We start from the raw sequence: 15,036 nt of genomic DNA, 5'->3' as shown, positions 1-15,036 counted from the left end.
ATTTTTCTCGATTACTTTTGCAGGGTAACCCCGCGTCGCAAGTTTCGCCGCGAAATGCTTGCGCGCTATTCCATCTATCTAGCTTAGCGAAGAACGATCTGTGAGCGAGTGCGGCGCGTTAAGCATGTTGAGCCGGTAGAACTACGGACGCGACGAAACATGACACGCAGTTCGTTGTGCGGCAACGCGTAGTGTTCTCGCGCTATGAAACTTCCACGACAAAAGTCGAGACAAAAACAAAAAGCCCGGCGCGAGCCGGGCTTCGTGACAAATGTGTTTTCCAGTCAGCTCACGCGCCGAGCATTTACTTGGCGAGCTTGGCGATCCGCTGCGACAGGCGCGAGACCTTACGGCTCGCATTGTTCTTGTGAATGATGTTGCGCTGCGCTGCCTTCATCAGCTCGGGCTCGGCGCGGCTCATCGCCTTCAGCGCCGCCTCGCGGTCGCCGCTCTTGATCGCTTCCTCGACGGTGCGCACCGCGCCACGCATCTGCGTGCGGCGCGATTTGTTGACGATGGTGCGGCGGGCAATCTTGCGGGTCGCCTTCTTGGCGGAGGTGGTGTTGGCCATGGTTCTCTAACTGTCCTTCGGCGGTGATCGCTCGGTGGTCGGGCTTGCGCGCACCGGCCGGTTCAAATCTCAACTCTGATGTATTTGTCCAAGGTGGTTTTCTTGGGTGTCCTTGAGGCGGCCATGCGAGGAGCGCAAAATGCTGCCCCCGCCTGCGGCACTGTCCAAAGAACAGCGGCGGCAGGATTGCGCCCGCCGCCATCGGCCGGTCTTATAGATGGCGCGGGCTTAAGCGTCAACGCTTTCGGGACCCAAAAAGGGCCCGAAATCGCCCCGCGGGGGCTGGATAAGCCGCTGAAGAGGTTGAATTTCCGGGGGGCGCCCGGTAAGGCCTGACGACGCGTGGGGCGCGACTGGGAGTTAGGGTGACGCATGATCCGCGGCTTTTTCCGTCTGATCGGCCTTCTGCTGCTGGCCGGCAGCTTCATCTTCATGGTCTATGACGGGGCCCGCTACGTCGCCGACCAGAGCCTGCGGTTCACCCAATTCGGCCAGTTCTGGAACGACATCCACCAGTCGAGCCAGCAGGCATTCCATGCCTGGGTGGATCGCTTCGCGCCCTGGCTCTGGAATGACGTGATCCGCCTGCTTCTGGAGCAGCCCGTGTTCGCAGTGCTCGGCATTGCCGGCATTCTGCTGATGATCCTGTTCCGGCCGCGCAAGCCCTTGATCGGCTACGCGCGCGACTGACTTGTCGGCAGCCTCCTTGGCTGCAGCACTCAGTAACGGGGCTGCCATCATCCGCGTAAGGACATATATAGGTGACAGCCGGCCCGCAGGCCGTTGCCGCGTCGGCCGATGTCCCGCTGGAGGTGTCCATGTTGTTCATGCGCAAGACCACCGCGTTGCCGAGCGCCGCCGAGGCGCTTCCGGGCCGCGCAACGCCGATCCCGACCGCGACCACCCATTTCGTCAATGGCAGCAAGTTGCAGCCGCCTTATCCGCAAGGCCTCGAGCAGGCGGTGTTCGGGCTCGGCTGCTTCTGGGGCGCGGAGCGCAAATTCTGGGAACTCGGCGAGGGCATCTACACCACCGCGGTCGGCTATGCCGGCGGCCACACGCCGAACCCGACCTATGAGGAAGTATGCTCGGGGCGCACCGGCCACACCGAAGTGGTGCTGGTCGTGTTCGACCCGAAGAAGATCTCCTACGAGAAGCTGCTGAAGACATTCTGGGAGAGCCACAACCCGACGCAGGGCATGCGCCAGGGCAACGACATCGGCACGCAATATCGCTCCGCGATCTACACGTTCAGCGAAGCGCAGCGCAAAGCCGCCGATGAGTCGCAGGCGATGTATCAGAAGGCGCTTGCCGCCAAGGGCCTCGGCGCCATCACCACCGAGATCGCGCCGGCAGGTGAGTTCTACTTCGCCGAGGACTACCACCAGCAATACCTCGCCAAGAATCCGGCGGGCTATTGCGGGCTCGGCGGCACTGGTGTGTCCTGCCCGATCGGCATCGGCGTCACCGCCTGATCGTCCTGTTGCGTTCTTGTTGAGAAAGAGCTCGCTCCGGAAAGTCGGTTTGCGCTCTTCCCGGGCGCGGCGCTAAGCCAATGGGAGGCCGGCTTTTCCGGCCTCCCGCTCGACCCTCGAAAACCCTTTATTAACCATAAGTGGTGCAAGACTGGGCCTGTCTCGCCGTTGAGGGATAGGTCCGGTGCCGGTTGCACGCGCGTTACGATTGCCGATCACTGCCGTTGTGGCTGCGCTCGCGCTGTCTGGCTGCATGAGCACGTCCGGTCCCGTCGCCATTGGCCCGCAAGGTTTGGGCCCGCAAGGCGTCGATGCCGTCAGCTATGGCCCGGTCTACGCACCCGCTCCGGTTGCCGATGCAGGCGGCGGCGGTGCGATCAGCGCATTGCGTTCCGCCTTCGCCAGTGCGTCCCCTGGTTATGGCTATGCCGCGCCGGCCGGCGCCCCGGTCGTCTATGCCGCCGCCCCGGGTGGACCGCCCGCCGGTTACGACAACGGCTATCATCTTGGCCCCGGCGACAAGCTCCGCGTCGTCGTCTACGGCCAGGAAGGCCTGACCAATTCCTATGCGATCGACGCCGCGGGCGCGATCACGATGCCGCTGATCGGCTCGGTGCCGGCACGCGGCCGCACGCCGGCCGGGCTTGCCGGCGAAATCTCGGCGCGGCTGCGCAACGGCTTCATCCGCGAGCCTTCGGTGGCGGTCGAGATCGAGTCCTATCGTCCGTTCTTCATCCTCGGCGAAGTCCAGGCCCCCGGCCAATATCCCTACGTGCCGAACATGACTGTCGAGAGCGCGGTCGCGATCGCCGGCGGCTTCTCGCCGCGTGCCCGCCGCGACAGCGTGACGCTGACCCACACCGATGCGTCCGGCTCCGGCCGCTTCGTGGTGCCGCTCGGCACGCCGATGAGCCCGGGCGATACGGTGTTCGTCGGCGAGCGCTGGTTCTAGAGACGTCGTCATGGCCGGGCCTCGACCCGGCCATCCATCTTCAAGAAACTCGCTCGATGGATTGCCGGGCATAGGCGAGCGGCAGCGACGCCGTCCTTCGGACGGCTCTGCCCCGCAATGACGGATGCTACTTCTTCAAATGCTTCGCGAAAAATTCCATGCTGCGCGGCCAGGCGATGTCGGCGCTTGCCTTGTCGTAGCTGGCGCGCTCGTCGCAATGGAAGCCGTGCTGCGCGCCGGGATAGATGAAGACCTCGACCTCGGGCCGCTTCGACTTGACGGTCTCGACATCGCTCAGGGGAATGCCGGCATCCTTCTCGCCGAAATGCAGCTGCGTCGGGACCGCCGGCTTGTCGTCGGCGAAGCGCACGACGGCGCCGCCGTAATAGCCGACCGCGGCTGACAGCCCGGCGAGCTTGGTGGCGGCCGCGTAGGCGACGCTGCCGCCGAGGCAGAAGCCGATGATGCCGACCGGCCCGACCGGCTTCGCCGCGTCGATCGCAGCCTGGGTGTCGCGCAGCATTGCGGCCCAGTCCGGATTGGCGACGAACTTCCGCGCCTCGGCGATCTCGTCGGGGGAATAGCCGCTCTGGAAGTTCGGCGTGATGCGGTCGAAGATCGAAGGTGCAACCGCGACATAGCCTTCCTTCGCCAGCCGGTCGCAGACCGAGCGGATGTGGTGATTGACGCCGAAGATCTCCTGGATCACGACGACCGCGCCCTTCGGCGCGCCGGCAGGATCGGCGCGGTAGGCGCCGAGTTCAAATCCGTCCGAAGCCTTGAGTTTGATGTCTTGTCCCATGGTCCATCCTTGTCATGTTGGGGGTTGCATGAAGCTCTCGATGATGAGGTCCAGGGCGCGATGAAATTGTCATCGTGCTTTGGCTCTTCGTTTGAGCATGGCCTTTTCGGAAAACCGCTTCGCACTTTGCGCTAACGCGGCCCTCCGGGTCCGGACCATGCTCTATCGCCACATCCAGTTCTCGCCCCAGTCGGCCTTCCAGCCGGTCAGCCGGTGCTTGCGGAATTGGAGGAAGAGACGGTCGTGATGCGGAAACAGCCCGCTGCCGCCGAGGTCGCGGAAGGTCAGGAAGATCTCGTTGCCGGGCCGTCCGCTGACATAGGTGAGGGGCGTGCCGAGCGCGCGCTGCGCGTCCGCGACGCCCATGCCGAACACCAGCGGCGTGGTGTTGGACAACGTCGCGGTGAAAGTGGACGGGGCTGTGACGAACGGCAGCGTCTGCGCGCTCGCCCCTGTCGTGGCCGCAGTCAGCAACAAGGCAACCGCGATCGTCTTCATGGCGCGGTCTTTCCCGGCGCGCCGGCCTCAAGGCCATCCAGGAACGCCAGCACCGCGGCGATGAAGGCCTGCGGCTGGTCGATGTTGACGGCGTGGCCGGCGTTCGGGATCACCGCCTTCTGCGCGCCGGGGATCTTTGCCGCCATGTAGTCGGACGCCGCCAGGAACGGCGTGTCGTCGGCGCCGACCACAACCAACGCTGGCACCTGGATCTCGGGCAGCGATTCGATCACCCGTGCATCGCGCTGTGCCAGCATGCCGCGCGCCGCGAGCGCGAGGCCCCTGGCGTTGCGATGGGTGACCGACGCGCGCTCGGCGCTCAGCGATCTCAGCACCTCGAGCCCTTCGCGGTCGAAGCGGTCGCCGGTGTCGCGGGCGCGCTGGTTCCAGACCTCGCGGGCGTCGTCCTTCTTGAAGCCCGGGCCGGTATCGATGATCAGCAGCGCCCGCACCCGCTCCGGATGGGCGCGGTGAAAGGCGAGCGACATGTAGCCGCCGAGCGACAGCCCGCCGACGATCGCCTTGTCGGCGCCGGCGGCGTCGAGCAAAGCGGCGATGTCGCCGACCGTCAGCGCTTCGCTATAGGCATCGGGATCATCGGGATAGTCGGACCGGCCGTGTCCGCGCATGTCCCACAGGATCAGCTTGTGCCGTTGCGACAGCGCCTCGATCTGGCCCTGCCACATCGCCGATGTCGAGGAATAGCCGTGGGTCAGGATCAGCGGCGGGCCACTGCCGTGAACCTCGTAGTAGATGTCGACGCCGCTGCGGTTGAGCTTGGCCATTGACGGGCTCCTTGTGTTTCTCTCGCCGCTGTCATCGCACGGCGTTGCCGATTCCTGCTGCCGACGCTTTGAGCAAGCGCCAGTCGATTAGACACGAACGCTGGCATTCCAAAAAGCGTCATGCCGTTGCCGCATCGCACAACAGGCATCTTCGGAAATTTATTCTTTTCGAGCAATTCCAAATTGGATTGCCTCCAGCCGGGAACCGGATCATTGTTTCGGCAACTGTCGCTGACCCGGTGGGCGCCGGCCAAGACCCAACAGTGAGTTGCCGCCGTAAGCGGCTTCCTACACCGGAAGGGGAGAGAGATGCCAAATCTCAATATCAACGGACGGAATATGTCCGTCGAGGCGGCCAATGACACGCCGCTGCTTTGGGTCATCCGCGAGCAATTGCAGATGACGGGCACCAAATTCGGTTGCGGCGCCGGCCTGTGTGGCGCCTGCACGGTTCACGTCAACGGCGAAGCGGTGCGGTCCTGCCAGACCTCGGTCGCCGACGCCGTCGGCAAGAAAATCACCACCATCGAAGGCCTCTCCGCCAAGGGCGATCATCCCTTGCAGAAGGCCTGGGTCGCCGAGCAGGTGCCGCAATGCGGCTACTGCCAGTCCGGCCAGATCATGCAGGCGGCGGCGCTGCTGTCGAAGAACACCAACCCGACCAAGGAAGAAGTGGTCGCGCATATGGACGGCAACCTCTGCCGTTGCATGACCTATTCACGAATCCAGAAGGCGATCATGCGCGCTGCGTCCGACATGCGCACTGCATCGGCCACCGGATCCGAGCGGAGGGCCACATGAACAAGCACGTGAAAAACCTCGCGCCCGAGACGACCGATCTCAGCCGCCGTTCCTTCCTGGTCGGCACCGCTGCAACCGGCCTCGTGCTCGGCTACGCCGCGTCCGGCATCGACCAGGCGCTCGCGGCACCCGCAACCACCAACTTCGAGCCGAGCGTCTGGTATTCGATCGCGCCCGATGGTCTCGTCACCGTGACCTGCGGCAAGGCCGACATGGGCCAGCACGTCGCCTCGACCATGGCGCAGATCGTGGCCGAAGAGCTCGGCGCGAGCTGGAAGGACATGCGTGTCCAGCTCGCCTCCAACGATCCGAAGTTCAATGATCCCGTGCTGGGCGCGCAGATCACCGGCGGCAGCTGGTCGACGATGATGAACTTCGATGCCATGAGCCGCGCCGGCGCCGCCGGCCGCATCGCATTGACCGAAGCGGCGGCAGCCTCCATGGGCGTGCCGGCCGGCGAGCTGGTGGTGCGTGATTCCAGGATCAGCCATGCGAAGTCGAAGAAGTCGATGTCGTTCGCCGAGGTGGTGAAGAGCGGCAAGGCGACCAAGACTTTCACGGCGGATGACCTGAAGGCGATCAAGCTCAAGACGCCCGACCAGTACACCATGATCGGCGTCTCGGTGCCGCAGCTCGACATTCCGTCGAAGGTCAACGGCACGGCCAAGTACGGCATCGACGTGATGGTGCCGGGCATGGTCTACGGCGCGCTGGTCACCCCGCCGGTGCGTTACGGCGCCACCGTGAAGTCGGTCGACGATAGCGCGGCCAAGAAGCTGCCCGGCTTCATCAAGGCTGTCACCCTCGACGACAAGACCACAACCACGACCGGCTGGGTCGTCGCGGTCGCCAACACCTATGCGCAGGCGAAGAAGGCCGCGGCGGCGTTGAAGATCAGCTATGACGGCGGTCCGAACGCAAAGCTGTCGAGCGAATCGCTGTTCGCCGAGGCCAAGCGGCTTCAGGGGCTCAGCGATTCCGGCGAGTTCTTCGTCAAGGACGGCGATCCGAACGCGGCGTACGGCTCGGCGGCCAAGGTGTTGGAGGCGGAATACACCACCAACATCAACATCCACGCGCCGATGGAGCCGATGAACGCCACCGCGGAGTTCAAGGGCGACATCCTGCACATCTATTCCGGCAACCAGTTCGCGACGCGCTCCGGCGCGATTGCAGCCGGCGCCGCCGGGATCGATCCGAAGTTCGTGGTGATGCACCAGATGTGGCTGGGCGGCGGCTTCGGCCGGCGTCTCGACGCCGACATGATGGTGCCCGCGGTGCAGGCGGCGAAGGCCGTCGGCAAGCCGGTCAAGGTCATCTACACGCGCGAAAACGACATGACGATGGATTTCTCGCGTCCGCTGACCTACCAGAAAGTGAAGGCCGGCATGGACGGCGACGGCAAGATCGTCGCGATGAGCCACGACGTGGTCTCGGCCTGGCCGACCGCGCGTTGGGGAATCCCCGATTTCCTCACACCGTCGGTCGACAAGAAAGGCCCGCTCGACTCGTTCACCGTGAACGGAGCGGACTTCTTCTACACCGTGCCGAACCACTATGTGCGGGCGATCAAGAACGAGATGGCGCACAACGCCACCCCGTCGGGTCAGCTCCGCTCGGTGGCGCCGGGCTGGACGTTCTGGGCGGTCGAAAGCATGATCGACGAGATCGCGCATGCGACCGGCAAGGACCCGGCGCAGCTGCGCATCTCGTTGCTCGACGGCAAGGGCAAGAATGACGGCGGCGCGCAGCGTCTGCGCAACACCTTGCTCGCTGCGATGGGCCTTGCCGGCTACGGCACCAAGCAGCTGCCCAAGGGCGAAGGCATGGGCGTTGCCTGCGTGTCGTCGCAGGAGCGCGCCACGGCGAGCTGGACCGCCTGCGTCGCCCATGTCGCGGTCGCCCCGTCGGGCGAGGTGACGGTGAAGAAGCTGACGGTTGCGACCGACGTCGGTACGCAGGTGAATCCCGACGGCATCCGGGCCCAGGTCGAGGGCGCGGCGCTGTGGGGCATGTCGCTGGCGCTGTTCGAGAAGGCGACGTTGAAGGACGGCGGCATCGAGCAGACCAACTTCGACAGCTACACGCCGCTTCGGATGAGCCAGCTGCCGGAAGTCGCGGTCAACGTCATCGCCAATGGCGAGAAGGCGACCGGCGTCGGCGAGCCCGCGGTGACGGTAGTGGCGCCGGCGATCGGCAACGCCGTCTTCAACGCGGTCGGTGCCCGCGTCCGCGGCCTGCCGATCACCGCGGAAGCCGTCAAGGCGGCGATGAAGGCGTAACGGCCTGAACGAACAAGGACGCCGGAGAGGATGAGCTCTCCGGCGTTTCTTGGCTCCGCGCGTCGGCCGGGCGGTGACGGCGTCAACTTTGACGCTGCAAGAATTCATGATTCGCCACCGACGCCCGCATCTGCATTGAATTTCGGCCGGCCTGATTTTGCTGGCGGATTTGGCGATCCCTCAAATTGTATCCATTGCGCTTAAGCGCCGTTCAGCATCCCCATTAAGTTGGAGGGAACGCATCGTCAGGTAGCGTCCCGGCGTCGGTCGTTACCGCGACGGGGATGCCATGACTGCCTTAGCCAACAACCAGACTTCGAAGCGCCGCCTCCTGCTGGCGTCAGATCGAAGCGACCAGAGCAACGAGCTCGCCAGTATTTTGCGCTCGGTGGGCGAGGTCGATACCGTTCCGACCTCCGACATTCCCGAGCGGCCGGCCCGCGATCTCTCCGGCATCGTCGTCGACATCAACCTGCGCTCGCCCGAAGCCGTGCAGCTCGTCCGCGCCAAGCTGCAGGCCGATGCCTATCGCGAGATGCCGCGGCTGTTCGTGCTGGCGGATGCCTTGCATCACGCCTCGATGCAGGCCTGGGCGCTCGGCGCCACCGACACGATCTCGCGGCCGTTCGATGCGCGCGGCATCCTGCAGCGCATCCGCGCCGCGTTCCCCGACGACAGCGGCTATGACGAGACCGACCGCGGCAAGGCGCTCAACCGCGGCGTCGAGGCCGCGCACGGCGTGATGGTCAAGATGTTCGAGCGGATGCGCGCCGGCGAGCCGCTCAAGTTCGAGGACATCGTCGCCGCCGAGAACAAGATCCTCAAGGCGATCAAGCACAACTCGCTGCGCGAATGGCTGACCACGGTCGGCTGCCATCACCAGGAGACCTATCGGCACTGCCTGTTCGTGACCGGCTTCGCGGTCGCGTTCGCGCAGCATCTCGGCATGCGCGAGGACGACCAGCGCCGGCTCGCCCGCGCCGCGCTGCTGCACGACGTCGGCAAGGCGTTCGTTCCGGTCGCGCTGCTCGACAAGCCCGGCGCATTGACGGTCGAGGAAATGGCCGAGATGCGCGAGCATCCGCGCCGCGGCTACGAGGCGCTGTCGGCTCAGGGCGGCTTCCCGCCGGAAATGCTCGACGTGATCCTGCACCACCATGAATTCCTCGACGGCACCGGCTATCCGAACGGCCTCAGCGGCAACCAGATCAGCGACATCGTCCGCGTCACCACGATCGTCGATGTCTATGCCGCTTTGGTCGAAAAGCGCGCCTACCGGCTGCAGTTCACCCACGCCAAGGCGTTCTCCATGATGGAGGAGATGGGCGGCAAGCTCGACCAGCAATTGCTGCAAGCGTTCCGCCCGGTGGCGTTCGGGCATTATTGAGTTCATGTCATGCCGGGGTGACGCGTGAGCATCGAACCCGGAATCTCGAGATTTTCGGTGCGCAATTGCGCACCTGAGGGTTCAACGCTGCGTGCGTTGCCCCGGAATGACGTGTCTGGCCCTAGCCAATCAACGCAAGTCGTGCTCCTTACCTCCGCCTAGATTCCGGTGATCATCGGCAGGACCGATGCTTGAGCGCCTGACTTGGGCGGGTGAGGACGATCATGGATACGGCAACGACTGGCGATTTCGACATCCCCGCCGACATCGCGGCAACCCTTGTCGATCCCGTTGCTTATGCGGACGACCGCATCCACGAGAGCTATCGCTGGCTGCGCGCCAACAACCCGCTCGGCATCGCGCGGCCCGAGAAGTTCGATCCGTTCTGGGTGGTGACCAAGCACGCCCATATCCAGGCGATCAGCCGCCAGAACGAGCTGTTCCACAACGCCGACCGGCCGACCACGCTGACGACGCAGGCGCTCGAGGAGCGCGTTCGCAAAATCACCGGCGGGCCAAACCTGGTGCGCTCGCTGGTGCAGATGGATGCGCCCGACCACCCGAAATATCGCGCGCTGACGCAGGGCTGGTTCATGCCGGCCAATCTCGGCAAGTTCGAGGCCCGCGTCCGCGAGATCGCGCGCACCACGGTGCAGCGCATGCTCGCGAGGGGCGGCGCCTGCGACTTCGTCGAGGACGTCGCGCTCGGCTATCCCCTGCACGTCATCATGGAGATCCTCGGCGTGCCCGAGGCGGACGAGCCGCGCATGCTCAAGCTGACGCAGGAACTGTTCGGCCCGCAGGATCCCGACACCGCGCGGGTCCGCGACGCGCTCAGCGCGGAGCAGGTCTCCGCGATGCTGCAGGCGATCATCGCCGATTTCTCCGCCTACTTCCGCAAGATCACCGAGGATCGCCGCCAGAATCCGCGCGACGATCTCGCCACCGTCATCGCCAATGCGAAGATCGGCGGCGACTACATGCCGGAGCACGATCAGACCAGCTATTACATGATCGTCGCGACCGCGGGCCACGACACCACCTCATCCTCGACCGCCGGCGCGATCTGGGCGCTCGCCCGGGACCCCGCGGAATTCGCCAAGGTGAAGGCCAACCCGGACCTGATCCCGGGCCTGGTCGACGAGTCGATCCGCTGGATGACCCCGGTCAAGCATTTCATGCGCTCGGCCACCGCGGATACCGAGCTCGGCGGCCGCAAGATCGCCAAGGGCGACTGGCTGATGCTGTGCTACGCCTCGGGCAATCGCGACGAGGAGGTGTTCGAGGACCCCGATCGCTTCCGCAGCGACCGCAAGCCCAATCGCCATGTCGCGTTCGGCTATGGCGCGCATCTCTGCCTCGGTCAGTACCTCGCCAAGCTCGAGATGCGCATCCTGTTCGAGGAGCTGCTGCCGCACCTGAAGTCGCTGTCGCTCGACGGCGAGGTGAAGATGACGCAGGCCTATTTTGTCAACGGCCCGAAGAAGCTGCCGATCCGCTTCGAGGTGAATTGAGCGTCATTGCGGGCCAACGGGTCGCGCGAACGCGCGCCCGATGACAGGCTCTGCGAAGCAATCCATGGCGCCCCATACGGAAGCATGGATTGCTCCGTCGCTTTGCTCCTCGCAATGACGGAATCCTCACTCCAGCATCTTCCTGAGCTCCGCCTTCGCGACCTTCTCCAGCGTCGAGCGCGGCATCTCGTCGACGAAGCGGATCTCGCGGGGCACCTTGAAGTCGGCTAGCGCGGAGCGGCAGGCGGTCATGACGTTGTCGTGCAGATCGGCGGGCAGGGCGGCGACGCCGGTTTGCGGGATGATGAAGACGACGGGCACCTCGTCCAGCATCGGGTGTTTCTTCGCCACAACGGCGGCCTCGCGCACGCCCGGCACCACCGCGATCACCTGCTCGATCTCGGAGGCCGCGACATTCTCGCCGCCGACTTTCAGCATGTCCTTGGAGCGGTCGCCGAACTTGATGTAGCCGCGCTCCAGCATCGTGACGCGGTCGCCGGTGATGAAATAGCCGTGCTCGTCGAAGCTTTCGCGCGTGGCCGTCTCGTTGTGCAGATATTCGGCGAACAGCGACAGGCCCGGAATGCCCTTGATCAGGAGGTTGCCGGTCTCTCCGACGCCGGTCGGCGTGCCGTCGTCATTGGTGATGCGGATTTCGTATTCGGGCGCGGCGCGGCCGATCGACGTCGGCGTGTTGGGTTGATCGACCTCGCCAATGATGCCGTGGGTGATGGTCTCGGTCATGCCCCACCAGCCGATGATCTTGATGCCGAACACGGCAAACGCCGGCGGCTCGTTCACGGCGGTGCCCCAGAGCCGGAACTTGTGATTCTTCGGCACCTCGTGTTCCAGCAGCGCCTTCATGCAGAACGGGATCGTCGAAGTCCAGGTCGAGCCGTGCTCGAGCGCCACCGGCCAGAAGCGGCTCGCCGAGAAGCGCGGCTGGATCACACAGGTCGCCCCGACCCACAGGCTCGCCAGCATCGAATAGGCCAGCGCGTTGGTGTGGAACAGCGGCAGATAGGTCTGGTGCACGTCAAAGGCGTGCAGGTCCTGATGCGCGGCGTTGATCTTGGCGCCCCACAGCGCGTTGGCATGGGTCCAAAGCACCGCCTTCGGTCGCGACGTGGTGCCGGAGGTGTATTGCACGCTGCAGGGTGCGAGCGGATCGGTCGGGCGACGCGGCCGGTCGGCGCTGTCGGCAAACAGCGTCTCGAAACTGTCGCCGCGCGCGGGCGGCTGCGCCGGCGCTTGCCCGGCGTCGTGCGAGGTCACGGCGATCCAGCGCAGGCCCTTGCAGTTGGCTGATATCAGCTCGGCATAGGCCGGCTGGGTGATCGCAGCGACCGCGCCGCAATGGCCGGCAAAATATTCGATCTCGGCGGCGGCCGAGCGGGTGTTGGTGGTGACGGCGATGGCGCCGAGCTCGACACAGGCGAACCACGCCATGATCGCCTCGATGCAATTGTCGAGATGGATCAGGACATAGTCGCCCTGCCGGATGCCGCGCTTCGCAAGGCCCGCAGCCAGCGCGCCGACGCGCTCATGCAATTGGCCGTAGCTCCAGCGCCGCGCCGGCGCGTCGAACGGCGCCCAGATCAGGAATGGATGATCGCGGCGCACCTCGGCACGCATTTTGAGCAGCCATGGCACATCGAGTCCCGCAAACGGTCCCACGACGCCCGGCACTGCTTTTGAATTGTTCATATGTCCTCCCGCGCGGCCTTGTCGGCCGCCATTGGTCTTGGTTGGGAGCTGTTCTGCCATCGGCGTGCGCCGAGAGCAAATCGGGATTTGCAAAGCGGTTTTGCGCCAAAGCAATCTGTTCCGCCGCGCGGAAGAGATCGACTTGTTCGCGGCATCCGTCATCGAGCGCGCATTCGCACGCCACGCCGGCTCGCAATGTCGATCGAAAGCTAGGTCGCGTCCTTCTCGTACGACGAGATCTCGATCAGGCTGCCGTCAGGGTCGCGGCAATAGACCGAGCGCAGCGTGCCGCGCGCACCTTGCTTGGCCACCGGGCCTTCCTCGATCCTGACGCCATTGGCCTTCAGATGCGCGACCACTTCCTCGGGCGTGCTCGAGGTAAGGAAGCAGAGATCGTCGCTGCCGGCCGCCTCATGATCGGCGGTGAACCAGTCCACTTTGTCGGCATCGCGCGGCCGCACATTGATCTTCTGGTTGCCGAACACCAGCGAGGTGCGCGGCGTCTTGCCCTTGCCGGCGTCGAACACCTTCACCTCCATGCCGAGGATCCTGCTGTACCAGGCAACCGAGCGCACGACATCGGTGACGTTGATCACGAGATGGTCGAGCCCATTCACCTTGACGGACATGATCGATCCTTTTCGGTCCAGAGCGTTGCAGCTTAGTCTTTCGTCGCGGTCGGCGGCGCACGTGTCGCACTGGCCGCTTCAGGCATTGTTTGTTAAAACCGCGCCGCACGCAACGCAACAGAAACGGGCAGGGCGCCAAACCCTGCTGGATTGGGAGAAACTTCATGATTTCACGCCGTACCGCGCTGGGCCTGATCGGGTCGGGGATTTCGACATTCGCGATCGGCCGCGCTTCCGCTGCCGACTATCCGGCGCGGCCGGTGCGCTGGATCGTGGGTTATCCGCCGGGCGGCGCCACCGACATCATCGCGCGCCTGGTCGGGCAGCGGCTGTCGGAGAGGCTCGGGCAGCAATTCGTGATCGAGAACAAGCCGGGCGCCGGCAACAATATCGGCACCGAGGCGGCGATCAACGCCGAGCCGGACGGCTACACCGTGCTGCTGGTCAATCCGGCCAATTACATCAACGCCTCGCTCTACGCCAATCTGAAGTTCAACTTCGTGCGCGACGTCGCGCCGGTTGCTTCCTTCAATCGCGTGCCGAACGTGATGACCGTCAACAAGGACGTGCCGGCCAAGAACGTCGCCGAGTTCATCGAATATGTGAAGGCCAACCCCGGCAAGGTGAACATGGCCTCTTCCGGCAACGGCACCTCGGTGCATCTCTCCGGCGAGATGTTCATGGCGATGACCGGTTGCAAGATGCAGCACGTGCCGTATCGCGGCGCCGCGCCTGCGATCACCGACATGCTCGGCGGCCAAGTGCAGGTGATCTTCGACAACATGCCCTCGATCATCCAGCACATCCGCTCCGGCGCGCTGCGCGCGCTGGCGGTGACGTCAACCGAGCGATCCTCGCAACTGCCGGACGTCCCGTCAGTCTCCGAGACCGTGAAGGGCTACGAGGCGAGCGCGCTGTTCGGCATGGGCGCGCCGAAGAACATGCCGAAGGAAGTTATCGCCAAGCTCAACACCGAGATCAACGCCGTGCTCGCCGAACCCGACATGAAGAAGCGTCTGGTCGAGCTCGGCGGCGATCCGCTGATCCAGACGCCGGAAGCCTTCGGCAACGACATCAAGGCCGAAACCGACAAGTGGAAGAAGGTGGTCGAGTTCGCCGGCCTCAAGGTCGAGTAGGCCTTGCAAGGTTTGCGATGCTGGATCGCGCGGGACAAATGTGGCCCGCGTGGTGCAGGCAAGTTCGTCGGGCCTTGACGCGGAATAAATTGACGTTCAGGAACCTTACAAAAGATGCCGCACCTGACTAACTGCGGCATCCGAGGAGCCGGATCATGCGCGCATCGGGATTGGCAATGCTTGTTCTGGGAACGATGACGCTCGCCGGCGCGGCGAGTATCACGCCCGCCTCCGCCGATCCGTATGACTACCCATGGTGTGCGCAGGGCCCGAGCCTGGGCTACCCCGGCGAATGCGCCTACCGAACCTACGAGCAGTGTCTCGCGAGCGTGTCGGGCCGCTATCTCTATTGCGGCGAAAATCCGCGCTTCCTGTTCAGTGAACCGCCGCCACCGCGCCGCTATCAGCGCCGGCACCGGACCGTTTATCCCGACTAGTGTTGCGGCATCATCGCAAGGCAGTCTGCCCCCACCATTCCTGACGTTCGTCCCCGCGCC

The 15,036-nt window shown here is 64.7% G+C and carries 15 protein-coding genes; 9 read left to right on the top strand and 6 right to left on the bottom strand.

Going from position 1 to position 15,036, the window contains the following annotated elements; all coding sequences use genetic code 11:
- Nucleotides 1-304 precede the first annotated feature (304 nt).
- On the bottom strand, nucleotides 305-571 hold the full coding sequence (gene rpsT / locus E2I15_RS29370) for a 30S ribosomal protein S20 (RefSeq protein ID WP_016842667.1): 267 nt from the start codon (nucleotides 569-571) through the stop codon (nucleotides 305-307).
- 372 nt (nucleotides 572-943) lie between these two features.
- On the opposite strand from rpsT, the gene E2I15_RS29365 reads away from it, so the two are divergent.
- The 3 genes from E2I15_RS29365 (at nucleotide 944) to E2I15_RS29355 (ending at nucleotide 2,998) form a co-directional block, all read left to right on the top strand.
- Nucleotides 944-1,261: a hypothetical protein gene (locus E2I15_RS29365; protein WP_016842666.1), complete on the top strand. Its 318-nt coding sequence runs from the start codon at nucleotides 944-946 to the stop codon at nucleotides 1,259-1,261.
- A 128-nt stretch (nucleotides 1,262-1,389) separates the two neighbouring features.
- Nucleotides 1,390-2,046 (top strand): peptide-methionine (S)-S-oxide reductase MsrA, encoded by a 657-nt coding sequence (gene msrA / locus E2I15_RS29360; protein ID WP_137478523.1) that lies wholly within the window; start codon nucleotides 1,390-1,392, stop codon nucleotides 2,044-2,046.
- A 184-nt stretch (nucleotides 2,047-2,230) separates the two neighbouring features.
- Nucleotides 2,231-2,998, top strand: a complete 768-nt coding sequence (locus E2I15_RS29355; RefSeq protein ID WP_170991474.1) for a polysaccharide biosynthesis/export family protein — start codon at nucleotides 2,231-2,233, stop codon at nucleotides 2,996-2,998.
- Between the two features lie 127 nt (nucleotides 2,999-3,125).
- Here the strand turns inward: E2I15_RS29355 and E2I15_RS29350 are convergent, their stop codons facing one another.
- The 3 genes from E2I15_RS29350 to E2I15_RS29340 all read right to left on the bottom strand — a co-directional run bounded on the left by E2I15_RS29350 (nucleotide 3,126) and on the right by E2I15_RS29340 (nucleotide 5,083).
- Nucleotides 3,126-3,800, bottom strand: coding sequence for a dienelactone hydrolase family protein (locus E2I15_RS29350; protein ID WP_137478464.1), 675 nt, complete (start codon nucleotides 3,798-3,800; stop codon nucleotides 3,126-3,128).
- Between the two features lie 162 nt (nucleotides 3,801-3,962).
- Entirely contained in the window at nucleotides 3,963-4,298 is a 336-nt protein-coding gene (locus E2I15_RS29345; protein WP_137478465.1) for a hypothetical protein, read from the bottom strand.
- A complete protein-coding gene (locus E2I15_RS29340; RefSeq protein WP_137478466.1) occupies nucleotides 4,295-5,083 on the bottom strand; it encodes an alpha/beta fold hydrolase in 789 nt (262 codons plus the stop codon). The genes E2I15_RS29345 and E2I15_RS29340 overlap by 4 nt, the downstream gene beginning before the upstream one ends.
- Nucleotides 5,084-5,392: 309 nt before the next feature.
- Here E2I15_RS29340 and E2I15_RS29335 point away from each other — a divergent pair, with 309 nt between their 5' ends.
- The 4 genes from E2I15_RS29335 (at nucleotide 5,393) to E2I15_RS29320 (ending at nucleotide 11,067) form a co-directional block, all read left to right on the top strand.
- Nucleotides 5,393-5,884: a (2Fe-2S)-binding protein gene (locus E2I15_RS29335; RefSeq protein ID WP_026192016.1), complete on the top strand. Its 492-nt coding sequence runs from the start codon at nucleotides 5,393-5,395 to the stop codon at nucleotides 5,882-5,884.
- On the top strand, nucleotides 5,881-8,166 hold the full coding sequence (locus tag E2I15_RS29330) for a xanthine dehydrogenase family protein molybdopterin-binding subunit (protein WP_137478467.1): 2,286 nt from the start codon (nucleotides 5,881-5,883) through the stop codon (nucleotides 8,164-8,166). Before E2I15_RS29335 ends, E2I15_RS29330 begins: the two co-directional genes overlap by 4 nt.
- 289 nt (nucleotides 8,167-8,455) lie before the next feature.
- The gene (locus E2I15_RS29325; RefSeq protein ID WP_137478468.1) at nucleotides 8,456-9,553 is read left to right on the top strand and encodes an HD-GYP domain-containing protein; all 1,098 of its coding nucleotides are present in this window, start codon (nucleotides 8,456-8,458) and stop codon (nucleotides 9,551-9,553) included.
- A 224-nt stretch (nucleotides 9,554-9,777) separates the two neighbouring features.
- A complete protein-coding gene (locus tag E2I15_RS29320) occupies nucleotides 9,778-11,067 on the top strand; it encodes a cytochrome P450 (RefSeq protein ID WP_137478469.1) in 1,290 nt (429 codons plus the stop codon).
- A 126-nt stretch (nucleotides 11,068-11,193) separates the two neighbouring features.
- On the opposite strand, the gene E2I15_RS29315 is transcribed toward E2I15_RS29320, so the two are convergent.
- Both E2I15_RS29315 and E2I15_RS29310 read right to left on the bottom strand, forming a co-directional pair.
- Entirely contained in the window at nucleotides 11,194-12,774 is a 1,581-nt protein-coding gene (locus E2I15_RS29315) for an AMP-binding protein (protein WP_137478470.1), read from the bottom strand.
- Between the two features lie 209 nt (nucleotides 12,775-12,983).
- Complete coding sequence (locus E2I15_RS29310) at nucleotides 12,984-13,403, bottom strand: VOC family protein (protein ID WP_016843620.1); 420 nt, start codon at nucleotides 13,401-13,403, stop codon at nucleotides 12,984-12,986.
- Nucleotides 13,404-13,567: 164 nt separating this feature from the next.
- Between E2I15_RS29310 and E2I15_RS29305 the strand changes: the two genes are divergently transcribed.
- Together E2I15_RS29305 and E2I15_RS29300 are read left to right on the top strand one after the other, a co-directional pair.
- Nucleotides 13,568-14,539, top strand: a complete 972-nt coding sequence (locus E2I15_RS29305; protein WP_137478471.1) for a Bug family tripartite tricarboxylate transporter substrate binding protein — start codon at nucleotides 13,568-13,570, stop codon at nucleotides 14,537-14,539.
- 155 nt (nucleotides 14,540-14,694) lie between these two features.
- The gene (locus tag E2I15_RS29300) at nucleotides 14,695-14,976 is read left to right on the top strand and encodes a DUF3551 domain-containing protein (RefSeq protein ID WP_170991475.1); all 282 of its coding nucleotides are present in this window, start codon (nucleotides 14,695-14,697) and stop codon (nucleotides 14,974-14,976) included.
- Nucleotides 14,977-15,036: the final 60 nt, after the last annotated feature.

This window comes from Bradyrhizobium sp. BR2003 (genome assembly GCF_009720285.1).
GTDB lineage: Bacteria > Pseudomonadota > Alphaproteobacteria > Rhizobiales > Xanthobacteraceae > Bradyrhizobium > Bradyrhizobium elkanii.
Note: the sequence above shows the minus strand (reverse complement) of the source record. Positions and strands in the feature narration are given on the sequence as shown.